This is a genomic window from Cognatiluteimonas weifangensis (assembly GCF_003416885.1).
In the GTDB taxonomy this organism is placed as follows: Bacteria; Pseudomonadota; Gammaproteobacteria; order Xanthomonadales; family Xanthomonadaceae; genus Cognatiluteimonas; species Cognatiluteimonas weifangensis.
Genome location: NZ_QVPD01000002.1, coordinates 23700 through 39000, shown reverse-complemented (window position 1 = coordinate 39000; position 15301 = coordinate 23700). Strand labels below are relative to the sequence as shown.

The window sequence follows — 15301 nt, the reverse complement described above, 5'->3', positions numbered from 1 at the left end:
AGACGCGGCCGACTGACTTGTCGGACGCGGGACAAAGCGCGCCCGATCCCTTCCTCCATCCGGCTGGTGTAGCCTTGCCCCAGGGGAATGAGCAGGAAGCTCGCGATGCACATCTGGCTACTGTGGCTCGCGCTGGCCTCGCCAGTCGTATCGGCGCAGTCGTTCCACAAGTGCACGGCCGAGGGCCGGACCTGGTATCAGGACGGCGCGTGCAGCGTGCCGCAGGACTTCGACCGCACGCTGCGCAAATGCGTCAGCCCCAGCGGCGCGGTCAGCATCCAGCACGAACCCTGCCCGCCCAAGTCGAAGACCGCCTGGGCCCGCAGCACGGCACCCGAATACGTGAGCGAAGCCAAGCGCCGCCGCCTGGCGGACGAGGCGCGCCAGCGCGAAGCCAACTCGCGCTACCTGTCGCACCTGGCCGGCACCGATGGCGCCAGCTGCAGCTATCGCTACACGCCTCCATCGCAGCCCAACCAGAAGCACGCCGCGTGCGAACGCGCAAAGCAATATCGCGAATCCGTACTGCGGCAAGTCGGGCTGGCGCGCACCTTTGAGCTGCTGCGAGCGTTGAACGCGCAGGTTTACGACGCCTGCAAGTAGGTCGTTGCGGTTGGGAACAGGATTAGCTCCCTCTGGCCTTCGTTGCCGGAGTGCTACCCTGGCGCAGGGGGAAAGCGACTCCGATGGCGTTCTGGTGGGTCAACCACAAGCAGACCCGTGACCACGAAGTTCGTGGCGGCTATTTGTGGTCGCCGATGCGCAACGCCAACGGCGGTTTCAATCAGACCTACGAGAACATGACGCATGTGCGCCCCGGCGACATCGTGTTCTCCTATGCGAACGGCCGGATCGGCGCAGTAGGCCAGGTGACCGAAGCGGCGTCTGCCAGCCCCAAGCCAACCGAGTTCGGCAACGTCGGCGACTATTGGGCCAACGAAGGCTGGCTGGTCGGGGTGTATTTCTCTCCGCCCCCGAAGCCATTGCTCCCGAAGACGCATATCCGAGCCATCGGGCCGATGTTGCCGCCCCGCCATTCGCCGATTCAGCGCAACGGAAATGGCAATCAGGGCTGCTATCTCGCCGGCATTTCCGACGCACTCGGCCACTTGCTACTGGCACTTCTCGATGTTGAAACATCGCCGGATTTTGCGGCGGCGGCATTCGTACACGACGTCGAGAACGACGCCGAGATTCTTGCCGACATCCATCAAATCGAAGGCGACTTGGCGCTTCCGGAAACGCAGCGCCTGCAGCTGGCCAAGGCCCGCATCGGCCAGGGTCTGTTCCGCAAGAGGGTCATGCTGGTGGAACCACGTTGCCGGGTCACAGGCGTCGAGGACCCGCGCCTGCTCATTGCCAGCCATATCAAGCCGTGGCGCGATGCATCCAACGCGGACCGGATCAATGGGTTCAACGGCATCATGCTGTCGCCACACATCGATGCGCTGTTCGACGAGCGTCTGATTTCATTCGAAGACAACGGCCGCATGCTTGTGCATGAGTCCCTGCCCCCGGATGTGCTCGAACGCTGGTCGATCCGTCGTGACACGCACGTCGAACGCTTCCGGCCCGAACAGTCCACGTTTCTGGAACATCACCGCAAATTGTTCGTCGGACACAGGGCATAGGGGTTTTGGATGCCCAATGCGGAAGACACATGCGACTTGCTTGATGAAACGAAAAAGGCGGCCAGCAGCCGCCTTTTTTCGACAAGCAGTGCTTTACGCGTGCAGCGGATTCGGCTTCTCCGCATCGATCTTGTACAGCTTGATCGCGCGCGCCACGTCCTTGGCCGTCATCTTGCCGTCCGCGGCCAGCGCCGCGATCGCGGCCTGGGCGACGTGGTAGCGGTCGACCTCGAAGAAGCGGCGCAAGTTGGCGCGGGTGTCGGAGCGGCCGAAGCCGTCGGTGCCCAGCACGGTGTAGCGCATCGGCACGTAGGCGCGGATCTGCTCGGGGTAGGCGCGGACGTAGTCGGTGGCGGCGATCGCCGGGCCCTGGCGGCCCTGCAGCAGGCCGGTGACGTAGGCGGTGCGCGGTTCGGCTTCGGGGTGCAGGCGGTTGTGGCGCTCCACGTCGCTGCCCTCGCGCGCCAGCTCGGTGAAGCTGGGGCAGGACCAGAGGTCGGCCTTGACGCCGAAGTCCTTGTCCAGCAGCTCGGCGGCGGCGATCACCTCGCGCAGGATCGTGCCCGAGCCCATCAGCTGCACGCGCAGCTCGCCCTTCTTCGGCTTGCCGGCGTCGCGGAACAGGTACATGCCCTTGAGGATGCCCTCGGCGCTGCCTTCGGGCATCTCCGGGTGGGCGTAGTTCTCGTTCATCAGGGTGACGTACCAGTACTCGTCGTGCTGCTCGGCGAGCATGCGCTGCATGCCGTGCTGGATGATGGTCACGACTTCGTAGCTGAAGGTCGGGTCGTAGCTGCGCACGTTGGGGATCAGGGCGGCCTGCACCAAGCTGTGGCCGTCCTCGTGCTGCAGGCCCTCGCCGTTGAGCGTGGTGCGGCCGGCGGTGGCGCCCAGCAGGAAGCCGCGCGAGCGCATGTCGCCGGCCTGCCAGGCGGCGTCCCCGACGCGCTGGAAGCCGAACATCGAGTAGTAGATGTAGAACGGCAGCAGCTGCAGGTCGTTGGTGCTGTAGCTGGTGGCGGCGGCCATCCAGCTGGCGAAGGCGCCGGCCTCGGTGATGCCTTCCTGCAGCACCTGCCCGGCGGCGTCCTCGCGGTAGTACATCAGCTGATCGCGGTCCACCGGCTTGTACTTCTGCCCGTGCGGGGCGTAGATGCCGATTTGCCGGAACAGGCCTTCCATGCCGAAGGTGCGCGCCTCGTCGGCGACGATCGGCACCAGCCGCGGGCCGATCTGCTTGTCGCGCAGGGCGATGTTGAGCATCTGCACGAACGCCATCGTGGTGCTGATCTCGCGCTCGCCGGTGGACTTGAGCAGGCGCTCGTAGGTGGCCAGCGGCGGCACCTGGAAGGATTCGCTGGACTTGCGCCGGCGCTGCGGCAGGTAGCCGCCCAGCGCCTTGCGGCGCTCGTGCATGTATTCGACTTCCGGCGACTTCTCGCCGGGGTGGTAGAACGGAACCTGGCCGTCCTTGAGCTGGTCGTCGGTCACCGGGATCTGGAAGCGGTCGCGGAACGCGCGCACGTCGGCATCGTCCATCTTCTTGGTGCCGTGCGTGGGGTTGAGCGACTCGCCGGCGGCGCCCATGCCGTAGCCCTTGACCGTCTTGGCCAGGATCACGGTCGGCATGCCGGTGGTGTGCACCGCGGCGTGGTAGGCGGCGTAGACCTTGTGCGGGTCGTGGCCGCCGCGGTTGAGGCGCCAGATGTCGTCGTCGGACAGGTTGGCGACCAGCGCCGCGGTCTCCGGGTACTTGCCGAAGAAATGCTCGCGCGTATAGGCGCCACCGAAGGCCTTGCAGTTCTGGTATTCGCCGTCGACGGTTTCCATCATCAGCTGGCGCAGCTTGCCGTCGCTGTCGCGCGCCAGCAGCGGATCCCAGTAGCTGCCCCAGATGGTTTTGATCACGTTCCAGCCGGCGCCGCGGAAGTTGCCTTCCAGCTCCTGGATGATCTTGCCGTTGCCGCGCACCGGGCCGTCCAGGCGCTGCAGGTTGCAGTTGATGACGAAGATCAGGTTGTCCAGGCCCTCGCGGCCGGCGACGCTGATCGCGCCCAGGGATTCGGGCTCGTCGGTCTCGCCGTCGCCGAGGAAGCACCAGACCTTGCGGTCGGTTTTCGGCATCAGGCCGCGGCTTTCCAGATATTTCCAGTTGCGCGCCTGGTAGATCGCGGCCAGCGGGCCCAGGCCCATGCTGACGGTGGGCACCTGCCAGTAGTCGGGCATCAGCCACGGGTGCGGGTAGGAGGCGACGCCGCGGCCGTCGACTTCCATGCGGAAATTGTCGAGCTGGGATTCGCTGATGCGGCCTTCCAGGAACGAGCGCGCGTAGATGCCGGGCGAGCCGTGGCCCTGGATGTAGACCAGGTCGCCGGGGTGGCCTTCGTGCGGAGCGCGCCAGAAATGGTTGAAGCCGACGTCGTACAGGGTCGCGGACGAGCCGAAGGTGGCGATGTGGCCGCCGAGGTCGCCGGGCTTGCGGTTGGCGCGCACCACCATCGCCATCGCGTTCCAGCGGATGATCGAGCGGATGCGCCATTCCATCGCCGCGTCGCCGGGGGACTTGGCCTCCTGGCCGGCGGGGATGGTGTTGATGTAGTCGGTGGTCGGCGAGAACGGCAGGTTGGCGCCGGCGCGGCGGGTCAGCTCGACCATGTCCTCCAGCAGCTGGTGCGCGCGCGGTGCGCCCTCGTGGTCGAGGACCGCCTGGATGGATTCGATCCACTCGCGGGTTTCGGCGGGATCGGGGTCGTTTTGCAGCAGCTGGTTCAGCCAGTTCATCGCGGGGGCTCCGCGCGGCCCGCTGGCCGCGCCATCGTCGGTTTAGAGCATCGATTCTAGCAGGCGCGGCCCGACGCGGCCGTGCGGCGCGGGCGAAACGCGACGCCTGTCGCCCTGCGCCGGCGGGCGGATGCCATCGCGGTCGGCATCATTCGCCGCTGGCGTCGCGCCGCACGCGCCGCGACCGCCCGCGGTGCGGCGGCAGAGCGCCCGCTACTCGCGCTGCAGGCGCGGGGCGTGGCCGGTGTCGCGCTGCTGCTTGCGGATCTGCGCCTCGACCGCGGCGATCGCGGTCATGTTGACCACGCGCCGCGGGGTCGAGGCGCTGGTGAGGATGTGCGCGGCCTGGTCCAGGCCCATCAGGATCGGGCCGATGGCGACGCCGTCGGTCATCACCCGCACCATGTTGTAGGTGATGTTGGCCGCGTCCAGGTTGGGCATCACGTACAGGTTGGCGCGGCCGTGCAGGGTGGTGTGCGGGAAGATGTGCGTGCGCAGTTCGTCGTTCCACGCGGTGTCGGCCATCATCTCGCCGTCGATCTGCAGCTTCGGCGCGCGCGCCAGCACCAGCTCGCGCACCCGGCGCATCTTCTGCGCGCTGGCGTCGTCGTGGCTGCCGTAGTTGGAGTGCGACAGCAGCGCGACCTTGGGCTCGATCCCGAACAGCTTGAGCCGGTAGCTGGCCTGCAGCGTGGCCTCGGCGATCTGCTCGGCGGTGGGATCGACCTGCACGTGGGTGTCGAGGAAGAACCACACGCCGCGGTCGTTGATCACCCCGGTCATCGCCGCAGTGCCCTGCACGCCGCGGTCGTAGTCGAACACGCTGCGCAGGTAGCCGAGCTTCTTGTGGTAGCGGCCGACCAGGCCGCAGATCAGCGCGTCGGCCTCGCCGCGCTCGACCATCAGCGCGGCGATCAGGGTCGGGCGCGAGCGGATCAGGTTCTTGGCCGCGGCCGGGGTCACGCCGCGGCGCTCGGTCAGGGCGTGGTACTGCTGCCAGTAGGCGTCGAAGCGCGGGTCGGAGTGGATGTTGGTCAGCTCGAAATCGACCCCGGCGCGCATGCGCAGGCCCAGGCGCTGGATCCGCGCGGCGATCACCTCCGGGCGCCCGATCAGGATCGGGTGCGCCATCTGTTCGTCGATCACCGTCTGCACCGCGCGCAGCACGACTTCTTCCTCGCCCTCGGCGTAGACCACGCGCTGGCGGTCGCCGCGGGCGCGGTCGTAGACCGGCTTCATCAGCAGGCCGGTGCGGTAGATGAACTGGGCGAGCTTTTCCTCGTAGGCGTGGAAATCGGCGATCGGGCGGGTGGCGATGCCCGACTCCATCGCCGCGCGCGCCACCGCCGGCGCCAGCATCACCAGCAGCCGCGGATCGAACGGGCGCGGGATCAGGTAGTCGGGACCGAAGCACGGCAGTTCGTCGCCGTAGGCCGCGGCCAGGTCGCCGGATTCCATCCGCGCCAGCTGCGCGATCGCGCGCACGCAGGCCAGCTTCATCGCCTCGTTGATCTCGGTGGCGCCGACATCCAGCGCGCCGCGGAAGATGTACGGGAAGCACAGCGCGTTGTTGACCTGGTTCGGGTAGTCCGAGCGGCCGGTGGCGACGATGCAGTCCGGGCGCACGCGGCGGGCGTCCTGCGGCAGGATCTCGGGATCGGGATTGGCCAGCGCGAGGATGATCGGCTTGGCGGCCATCGACGCGACCATCTCCGGCTTGAGCACGCCGCCTGCGGACAGGCCGAGGAAGATGTCGGCGCCTTCCACGATTTCGCCGAGCGTGCGCTTGTCGGTGTCGCGCGCGTAGCGGGCCTTGTCCGGGTCCATGCCCGCGCGGCCGCGGTGGAGCACGCCGTCGCGGTCCACGGCGAGGATGTGCTCGGGCCGCATCCCCAGCGCCACCAGCATGTCCAGGCAGGCGATGCCGGCGGCGCCGGCGCCGGCGTGGGCCAGCTTCACGTCCTCGATCTTCTTGCCCACCACTTCCAGCGCGTTGTAGATCGCGGCACCGACGATGATCGCGGTGCCGTGCTGGTCGTCGTGGAACACCGGGATCTTCATCCGCTGGCGCAGCTTGCGCTCGACGATGAAGCATTCCGGCGCCTTGATGTCCTCCAGGTTGATGCCGCCGAAGGTCGGCTCCATCGCGGCGATGATCTCGACCAGCTTGTCGGGATCGCGCTCGTCGAGCTCGATGTCGAACACGTCCACGCCGGCGAACTTCTGGAACAGGATGCCCTTGCCTTCCATCACCGGCTTGCCGGCGAGCGGGCCGATATCGCCCAGGCCCAGCACCGCGGTGCCGTTGCTGATCACCGCCACCAGGTTGCCGCGCGCGGTCAGCGCGCTGGCCTGGTTGGGGTCGGCGGCGATCGCCTCGCAGGCGTAGGCCACGCCGGGCGAATAGGCCAGCGCGAGGTCGCGCTGGGTGACCATCGGCTTGGTGGCGACGACCTTGATCTTGCCGTGCGGCGGGAAGCGGTGGTAGTCGAGCGCGGCCTGCTGGAAGTTCTCGCTCGGGTTCGCCGGGCTCGCCGGCGGCGCGGCGGCGGCGGGAGCATCGGGAGCACGGGACGAAGGCGTGTCGGACATCGGGTCGCGGGCCGCAGGCGGGCGTTCGATTCTAGCCGCTTCGCCCGCGACCCGAGCGCGGCGGCGATGGCGGATCGATCCGGCGATCGCGCAGAATGCGGCGTTCGCGCGGCGGAGGCGACATGCGGGAAGCGATCGAGAACGGACCGGCGCCCGGCGCCCGCAGGTGGGCGTGGCTGGCGCGCTGGGCGCCACTGGTGGTGTTCGCGCTGGCGTTGCCGGGGCAGTGGCTGCTGCTGGCCAATCCCGGCTATTTCAGCCACGACGAACTGCAGTGGGCCGCCTTCGCCGGCCGCGACGGGCCGATCGCGTGGTCCTCGTGGACCGCGATCGACGCGTTCCAGTACCGGCCGCTGACCTTCAACTTGTGGCTGTGGCTGTCGCGGCAGCTGTTCGCGCAGCCGCAGGCGTTCCACCTGCTGCTGGTGGTCTGGGGCGCGGGCAACGCGGCGCTGGCGTGTGCGCTGGCACGACGCTTCGGCGTGGCCACGGGGCCGGCGATCGCGGGCGCGCTGGTGTTCGCGCTGGGGCCGTTCGCGGCCTATACCCACGGCTGGGTCGGCACCCTGGGCGACCTGCTCTGGCTGAGCTGCGCATTGCTCGCCGGGCTGGCAGTGGCGCGCACGCGGCGGCCGGCGCTGGCGGCGGCGGCCGCGATCGCCTGCCCCGCGCTGGGTCTGCTGGCCAAGGAAGCGGCGGCGGCGATCCCGCTGCTGCTGGCACTGGCCTGGGCCTTCGACGGCCGCAAGCGGACGTGGGCCGCCGCGACCGTGGCCGCGAGCGCGGTGCTGGTCGCCTACCTGGCGCTGCGCATCGGCGTGCTGCTGCATGCGCCGCGCGAAGGCACGCAGTACGCGCTGGGCGCGGGCCACGTGCCGCTGCGCTGGCTGGAATACCAGCTGTTCGCGTTCGTGCCGACGGTGTTCGAGACCTTCAACACCCTGTCGCGCGGACTCGACGGCCGCATCGTGGTGGCCGCCGCGCTGTGGCTGACGCTGCTGGCGACACTTTGGCGCAGCGCGCCGCGGCTGGCCGCCCTGTTCCTGCTCGGCGGCCTCGCCGCGCTGGCGCCGGTGCTGCCGCTGGGCAGCAGCTGGAACCACTACGGTTACGGCTTTGCCGCGCTGACCGCGCCGGTGGTCGCCGCGGCCTGGCCGCGCGCGCCGCGCTGGGGCCGGGCCGTCATCGCCCTGGCCGCGGTGCTGTGCCTGTGGCACGGCGCCAACGTGATGCGCACGCTGCGCCACGTCGGCCAGGTGCAGGCGGTGTTCTCGCCGGCGCTGGCGCAGGCGGTGGCGGCGCAGGCGCGGCCGGGGCACAGCGCGCCGCTGCGGCTGCGGCCGGCCGCGGACGCGGAAGGCTGGATCTTCGCCCGGCTCACGCACGACATCCCCGAGTACGACGGCGTGGCGATCGGCCCGCGCGTGCAATTGGTCGCCGCCGGGGCGGCGGCCGAGCTGGAAATCGCGGCCGACGGGCGGCTGCACCCGGCGCGCTGAGGGCGCAGTCGTGGGGCGGAGATCACAGCGCGCGCGAGCCTGCGGGATCCGGACATCACGGCGGACGGCGTTGCTGCGATCGCGCCGCGGTCATGTCACGGGCGCTGCCGCGCCGTTCGCGGCGGCGGGAGGCGGCGGACGCGGGTCAGTCGGCAGCTTGCAGCAGCGGCGCGTCGGCGACGGCGTCCAGGCGGATGCGGTTGGCGAACAGCGAGAACGCCAGCATCCCGGCCAGGCCGTTGGCGCGCGCGACCCACCGCGGCAGCCAGCGCGGCGGCGCCAGCGTGCCGTCGTCGAACAGCGGTTGCAGGCGCAGCGCGTCGGCCAGGGTCATCTTGCCAGCGAACAGCCGCCGGCCCAGCCGCAAGTCGTGCTGCTTCAGCGCCCAGCGGAAGAAGGTGTGCACGCCGATCAGGCCGCGCAGGTACACGGTGTCCTTGGTGAACGCGGCGCCGCCGGTCAGCGGCACGCCGCGGAACACGCGCTGCGCCGAGGCGAAGCTTTCGACCTCGTCCTGCCCGGCGTCGAGGAAATAGTCGAACACCTGCACGAAGTCGGCGCCCTCCAGCGCCATCGCCACCGCCTCGATCCGCAGCGACACCCGCTTCATGCGCTCGATGTCGATGCTGCCGGTGATCTGCTCGGCGAAGGTCGCCAGCCCTTCCTGGGTGGCGGTGGTGCGCGGCGAGGACAGCGCCATGCTCGCCAGCACCGGCTGCTCGCGGCCGTTGAGCGCGGTCAGCGAATGCACCAGGGCCTCGTGCTGCAGCAGCTGGTGGCGGTCGTAGTCGCTGAAGGCGGCGCCGGCGCGCAGGCGGATGCGGGTGGCGCCGGCGGCGGCCTTGGCGATCAGGGTCGGGTCCAGCACCACCTCGACCAGGCGCTGGTTGAAGAAATCGTCGAGGTCGGATTGCAGTTGCAGTTGCAGCGCGGTGGCGGAGATCGCGACCTGCTCCTCCGGCGCCAGCAGTTCGCGGTCGAGCTCGTCGGCGATGGCGATGAAGTGGCGCGCGGCCTCGCGCGTGGACGGGCCGTTGCCCGGCAGCGGCTGGTCGGGGCGGCCGAACAGGCGCACCGAATGCGCGCTGACGGCGGCGCTGCCGAGCGCTTCCAGCAGCTCGGCGGCGACCGACCAGGAGCGCGCCGACTCGCCCACGTAGCGGCCCAGCGGATGCTCGGGGTCGGCCGCGCGCGCGATCGCGTCGAGCTCGCGGCGGGCGTCGCCGAAGTCCAGCCGCGGATACTCGACCTGCGGCAGCGCGGTGCGGCCGGCAGCGCGGCGCGCGAGGAATGCCTGCTGCACCGCCATCGGCCAGCTGACCAGCTGCAGCAGCCGCAGTTCGCGCGCGGCGCGGACCATGCGCGCATCGAGCGCGGCGTGGTAGGCGACCGCATCAAGCATGCCGGTTCCCCCGCGTACGCGCCGCCGCCGTGCGGGCGGCGCCGGCGTACCAACCCGGACTGCGGCGGCGCCGCGGCCCGGTCCGCGGCCACGGGCCGGCGCTAGCGCCGGCCATGGTTCCCGTCCGGCGGCTCGCCGGGCGTTTTCGACGGCGTTCTTGCCGGCGGCTTCGCCGGCGACCTCGTCGGCGGTTTCGCCTCGCCCCGTTGCGCCAGGCGGCCGGCGAGGCGGTCGGCGGCGCCGGCGACCTCGCCGCGCAGCTTGGCGTAATGGGCCAGGCGGCCGGCGTCGAGCGTGCCCGCGGCGACCGCCGCCTGCACCGCGCAACCCGGCTCGCGCTGGTGGCGGCAGTCGCGGAACCGGCACTGCGCGGCCAGCGCCTCGATCTCGGCGAAGCTGCCGGCGACGTCCTCCTCGCCGGTGGGCTTGAGCTCGCGCATGCCCGGGGTGTCGATCAGGCAGGCGCCCGAGGGCAGCGGCACCAGCGCGCGGTGGGTAGTGGTGTGGCGGCCGCGGGCGTCGCCGGCGCGCACCGCGCCGGTTTTCATCCTGTCGATCCCGAGCAGGGTGTTGGTGAGGGTGGACTTGCCGGCGCCGGAGGAGCCGACCAGGACGATGCTGCGTCCGGGCTGCAACCACGGCGCCAGCACCGCCAGCGCGTCGCGGTCCTTGGCGTTGAGCGCGACCACCGCCACGCCCGGCGCCACGGTGCCGGCGAGCGCGGCCCGCGCCGCGGCGACCGCATCGGGATCGGCGGCCGTGGCCTTGTCGGCCTTGGTCAGCACCACCACCGCGCCCGGCGCCGCCGCCCCGGCGCCGCCGGCCTGCACCAGCAGCAGGTACCGCTCGATCCGGCGCGGATTGAAGTCCGCATCCAGGCCGCAGACCACGAACACGGTGTCGACGTTGGCGGCGATCAGCTGCTGCCGGTAGTGCTCGCCGGCGGCACCGCGCTTGATCGCCGAATGCCGCGGCAACAGCGCGACGATGCGGGCGTGCGGCGGCGCGCCCGCGACCAGTACCCAGTCGCCGACCGTGGCGCGCGCGTCCGGCGCGATCCGGCCCTGGCGGTAGCCGGGCGGGCGCTGCCACTCGGGCGGCGACTCGGCGGGATAGGCCGCGTCCGGGCCCTCGGCGACCAGGTAGCCGGAGCGGTGCTGCTCCGCCACCCGCGCCGGCCGCGCCTGCGGATGCGCGGCGAGCAGGGTGGCCCATTGCGGGTCGGTGGCGGGGCCGTCCGGGTAGGGCCAGCCGATGGCGCCCAGCGGGTTCACGGCTTGCGCCATCCCGGCAAGCGGATAGCGACGCGCGCGGCGGCGCGTTGCGGCGACGGCGCAGACCTGCTGTCGTCGCGGCGCGGCCAGCCGATGGCGGATAGCGGGTTCACGGCTCGCGCCATCCCGGCAAGCGGATAGCGACGCGCGCGGTGGCGCGGTGCGGCGACGGCGCAGACCTGCTGTCGCCGCGGCGCGGCCGCGCGCGCCGTGCGGCGCAGCCGGGAATCACGCGGAGCGGCAGGAGACGGGCATGGCCGGATTCTAGCGGGTGTCCGGCACGCCCCCGCGCAGCGCGGCGCAGCCCGGTGCCGGAGCGCACCCTCGACCGCGCCGCCGGCCACGGGAGCGCAGCGCGACCAAAGTCGTGCCCGCCCGCGGCCCGCGGATCGGCTAGGCTGGCGGCTCCCGCCAGCCCCTGCCCCGCCGATGTCCGTGCCCAGCCTCAAGACCCGCGAGCGTTTGTCCGAAGTCCGTTACGAGATCCGCGGCGAACTCGCCCGCCGCGCCCGCGAGCTGGAAGCCCAGGGCCGGCAGCTGATCAAGCTCAACATCGGCAATCCCGGCGCGTTCGGTTTCCGCGCCCCGGAGCACCTGCAGCAGGCGATCGCCGGCCGCATCGCCCACACCGACCCCTACACCCACCAGCAGGGCCTGCCGGCCGCGCGCGAGGCGATCGCCGCCTTCCACCGCGCGCGCGGCACGCCCAACGCGGCGCCCGAGCGCGTGTTCGTCGGCAACGGCGTCAGCGAGCTGATCGACCTGTCGCTGCGCGCGCTGCTCAACCCCGGCGACGAGGTGCTGCTGCCGGCGCCCGACTACCCGCTGTGGTCGGCCGCGACCATCCTCAACGACGGCAAGCCGGTGTATTACCGCTGTACGCCGGAGCACGGCTTCCTGCCCGATCCGGACGAGATCGAATCCCTGGTCACGCCGCGCACCCGCGCGATCGTGCTGATCAATCCCAACAACCCGACCGGCGCCACCTATCCGCGCGCACTGCTGGAGCGCATCGTCGCCGTCGCCGCACGCCACGGCCTGCTGCTGATGGCCGACGAGATCTACGACGGCATCCTCTACGACGACGCGCGCTTCCAACCGCTGGCGCCGCTGGCCGGCGAGCTGCCGTGCCTGTCCTTCGGCGGCCTGTCCAAGGTGCACCGCGCCTGCGGCTGGCGCGTGGGCTGGGCGGTGCTCAGCGGCGATCCGCTGGCCAGCGGCGACTTCCACCACGCCATGGACCTGCTCGGCGCGCTGCGCCTGTGCGCCAACGTGCCGGGGCAGTTCGCGATCGAGCAGGCGCTGTTCGGCGTGGACACCATCGGCGCGCTGGTGGCGCCGGGCGGGCGCCTGTACGAGACCCGGCGTGCGCTGATCGACGCCTGCGCCGCCAGCGAGCACCTGCACCTGGTTGCACCGCAGGGCGCGCTGTACGGTTTCCCGGCGGTGGTCGGCGCGGCCGCGCACGGCTTCGACGACCATGCCTTCGCGCTGGAACTGCTGGAGCAGGAAGACGTGCTGGTGGTGCCCGGCTCCAGCTTCAACGCGCCCTGGCGCCATCATTTCCGCGTCACCCTGCTGCCGGAAGCACCGGTGCTGGGCGAGGTGTTCGCACGCATCGAACGGGTGCTGGCGCGGCGCGCCGAACGCGCCGGCGGCGAGGCCGACGCACGCGAAACCGCGGTGGCGTGAGGCGATGGCGGCGGCGGGCGACGGGCTGCCCTACCTCGCGCTCGGCGACAGTTACACGATCGGCGAAGGCGTGGCCGCGGAGGCGTGCTGGCCGCGGCAACTCGCCGGCGCGCTGCGCGCCGCGGGCATTCCGCTGGCCGATCCCCGCATCCTCGCCGCCACCGGCTGGACCACCGACGAACTGGCGGCGGCGCTCGACGCGGCCGAACCCCCGGGCGAGTACGCGTTCGTCAGCCTGCTGATCGGGGTCAACAACCAGTACCGCGGCCGCAGCCTGGAGGACTACCGCGCGCAGTTCACGGCGCTGCTGGAACGCGCGATCGGGTTCGCCGGCGGCGCTGCCGGGCGCGTGCTGGTGCTGTCGATTCCGGACTGGGGCGCGACCCGCTTCGGCCGGGAGTCCGGGCGCGACACCGCCGCGATCGCGCGCGAACTCGACGCCTGCAACGCCGCCGCGCGCACTGCCTGCGCCGCACGCGGGGTCGCCTTCCTCGACATCACCGCGATCTCGCGTGCGCACGGCGCCGATGCCGCGATGCTGGCCGCCGACGGCCTGCATCCCTCGGCCGCGGCGTACGCCGACTGGGTGCGCCTGGCAGTGCCGCTCGCGCAACGCCTGCTGGCGGCGCGATGACCGCGATCCGGCCGCTGGACGGCGCGACCGCGGCCCGCATCGCCCGCGCCTTCGCGCCTGCGCACTGGTACGGCAACCGCTGGCACTACTGCTACAGCCGCATCAAGCTGCGCAGCGATCCGCTGTATCCGGGCGTGGTCCAGGCACTGCGCGGCAGCCGCGCGCCCTTGCTGGACCTGGGCTGCGGCATCGGCCTGCTCGCCCACGCGCTGCGTGCCGGCGGCGTGGACCTGCCATACCGCGGCATCGACAACGACGCCGGCAAGATCGCGCAGGCGCGGCGCGCGGCGGCGGTCGCCGGCCTGGGCGGCGTCGATTTCCAGCAGCTCGACCTCGCCCGCGCGCTGCCGGCGCACCGCGGCAGTGTCGCCGTCCTCGACGTGCTGCAGTACCTGGACGACGACGCGCAGGCGCGTCTGCTCGACGCCGCGATCGCGATGCTGGCGCCGGGCGCGCGGCTGGTGCTGCGCAGCGGCCTGGAGGACGACAGCCGGCGCATGCGCGTCACCCGCGGCTTCGACCTGGTGGCCAATCGCCTGGGCTGGATGAACGCCGCGCCCAAGCGCTATCCGCGCGCCGATGCGCTGCGCGCGCGCCTGCTCGCGGCCGGGCTGGAGGTCGACTTCACTCCGCTGCGCGGCCACACGCCGTTCAACAACTGGCGCGTGGTGGCGACCAGGCCCGGATCCGGCGTCTCGTAGCGCGGCATCGGGCGACGCAGCGTCGACCGAGACCGCCTCGGACCGGATCGGCCCCGCGCCAGGACCCGATGCGTCGAGCGCACGGCGCCGCCGGCTGGCCTGCCGCGGCGTCGCCTGCTTCCGGGTGCCACCGCGGCCGACGCCGCGCCTACGACGGTGCCTGCGACGGCTCCGCGGCAGGGCAAGCGTCGGCGTCGGGTTCCAGCAGTTCCGGCAACACGCAGCGGTAGCCCCGCGCGTGCAGCCGCGGCAGCAGAAGCGCGATCGCTTCGACGTTGCGGCCGTGCGCGGCGCCTTCGTGCAGCAGCACGATCGCCCCCGGCGCCAGCGCGCGTTCGATCCGCGCGACCACCGCCTGCGGATCGGCCACCACCGCATCGAACCCGCGCGCGCTCCAGGCCACCCGCGCCAGCCGCCACCGCCGCAGCGGCGCCGACACGAACGGATTGGCCATCCCGACCACGGCGCGGAACCAGCGCGGGGCGACCCCGGTCAGTTCGCGCACGATCGCCTGCGTGCGCGCGATTTCGGCCGCCATCCGCCGCGGCCCCAGCGCCCAGAACCAGGCCGAGGGATGGGTGGCGCTGTGGTTGCCCAGCGTGTGTCCGCGCCGCAGGATCTCGCGCAGCGCCTCCGGTCGCGCGGCAGCGCGTTCACCGACCACGAAGAACGTCGCCCGCGCGCGGTGCGCATCGAGCAGGTCGAGGATCGCGGCGGTGTCGGCCGAGGGGCCGTCGTCGATGGTCAGCCAGACCAGCGGCTCGCGCGTGGGCAGCCGCGCCAGCGCCGGGCCGTACAGCCGCGAGCGCGGCCACAGCACGCCCCACAGGAACACCAGGTGCGAGGCCAGCAGCAGCGGCAGGCCGACATGCCAGCCCCAGCGCCACCAGGCCAGGGCGACCAGCGCCTGGCTGCCCGCCAGCGCCCACCCCCATGCGTGCGGATGGCGCGGCGGACGATGCAGCGGGGCGGCGCTCATGCCCGGATCATGCCGCGCTGCGCCGGCGCCCGCCAGCGGCCGCGGCGGACCCGCGCCGGCGTCCGGGCCCACCGCGCGCGCGGCGTAGAATGCGCGCCTCGCCCCCGCTCCGGATC

The 15301-nt window shown here is 71.9% G+C and carries 11 protein-coding genes; 6 read left to right on the top strand and 5 right to left on the bottom strand.

Annotated elements, in window-relative coordinates:
• Positions 1–87: 87 nt before the first annotated feature.
• On the top strand, positions 88–603 hold the full coding sequence (locus tag D0Y53_RS01855; protein WP_117201458.1) for a hypothetical protein: 516 nt from the start codon (positions 88–90) through the stop codon (positions 601–603).
• 83 nt (positions 604–686) lie between these two features.
• On the top strand, positions 687–1631 hold the full coding sequence (locus D0Y53_RS01850; protein WP_117201457.1) for an HNH endonuclease: 945 nt from the start codon (positions 687–689) through the stop codon (positions 1629–1631).
• Positions 1632–1724: 93 nt separating this feature from the next.
• Here the strand turns inward: D0Y53_RS01850 and aceE are convergent, their stop codons facing one another.
• Positions 1725–4412 carry a pyruvate dehydrogenase (acetyl-transferring), homodimeric type gene (gene aceE / locus D0Y53_RS01845; protein WP_117201455.1) on the bottom strand — a complete coding sequence of 896 codons (2688 nt, stop codon included), beginning with the start codon at positions 4410–4412 and terminating at the stop codon, positions 1725–1727.
• 213 nt (positions 4413–4625) lie between these two features.
• Positions 4626–7004, bottom strand: coding sequence for an NADP-dependent malic enzyme (locus D0Y53_RS01840; RefSeq protein WP_117201453.1), 2379 nt, complete (start codon positions 7002–7004; stop codon positions 4626–4628).
• 122 nt (positions 7005–7126) lie between these two features.
• On the opposite strand from D0Y53_RS01840, the gene D0Y53_RS01835 reads away from it, so the two are divergent.
• Positions 7127–8503: a hypothetical protein gene (locus D0Y53_RS01835; RefSeq protein WP_147318976.1), complete on the top strand. Its 1377-nt coding sequence runs from the start codon at positions 7127–7129 to the stop codon at positions 8501–8503.
• 145 nt (positions 8504–8648) lie between these two features.
• Here the strand turns inward: D0Y53_RS01835 and D0Y53_RS01830 are convergent, their stop codons facing one another.
• Positions 8649–9905, bottom strand: a complete 1257-nt coding sequence (locus D0Y53_RS01830; RefSeq protein WP_117201449.1) for a flavohemoglobin expression-modulating QEGLA motif protein — start codon at positions 9903–9905, stop codon at positions 8649–8651.
• Between the two features lie 101 nt (positions 9906–10006).
• On the bottom strand, positions 10007–11191 hold the full coding sequence (gene rsgA / locus D0Y53_RS01825) for a ribosome small subunit-dependent GTPase A (protein ID WP_117201447.1): 1185 nt from the start codon (positions 11189–11191) through the stop codon (positions 10007–10009).
• 417 nt (positions 11192–11608) lie between these two features.
• Between rsgA and D0Y53_RS01820 the strand changes: the two genes are divergently transcribed.
• The 3 genes from D0Y53_RS01820 to D0Y53_RS01810 are packed head-to-tail and all read left to right on the top strand — an operon-like array spanning position 11609 to position 14206.
• The gene (locus tag D0Y53_RS01820; RefSeq protein ID WP_117201445.1) at positions 11609–12871 is read left to right on the top strand and encodes an aminotransferase class I/II-fold pyridoxal phosphate-dependent enzyme; all 1263 of its coding nucleotides are present in this window, start codon (positions 11609–11611) and stop codon (positions 12869–12871) included.
• A gap of 4 nt (positions 12872–12875) precedes the next feature.
• The gene (locus D0Y53_RS01815) at positions 12876–13505 is read left to right on the top strand and encodes an SGNH/GDSL hydrolase family protein (RefSeq protein WP_117201443.1); all 630 of its coding nucleotides are present in this window, start codon (positions 12876–12878) and stop codon (positions 13503–13505) included.
• Positions 13506–13519: 14 nt separating this feature from the next.
• A complete protein-coding gene (locus D0Y53_RS01810; protein ID WP_386724801.1) occupies positions 13520–14206 on the top strand; it encodes a class I SAM-dependent methyltransferase in 687 nt (228 codons plus the stop codon).
• Between the two features lie 148 nt (positions 14207–14354).
• Here D0Y53_RS01810 and D0Y53_RS01805 read toward each other — a convergent pair whose 3' ends face one another.
• The gene (locus tag D0Y53_RS01805; RefSeq protein ID WP_117201783.1) at positions 14355–15185 is read right to left on the bottom strand and encodes a polysaccharide deacetylase family protein; all 831 of its coding nucleotides are present in this window, start codon (positions 15183–15185) and stop codon (positions 14355–14357) included.
• Between the last annotated feature and the right edge of the window lie 116 nt (positions 15186–15301).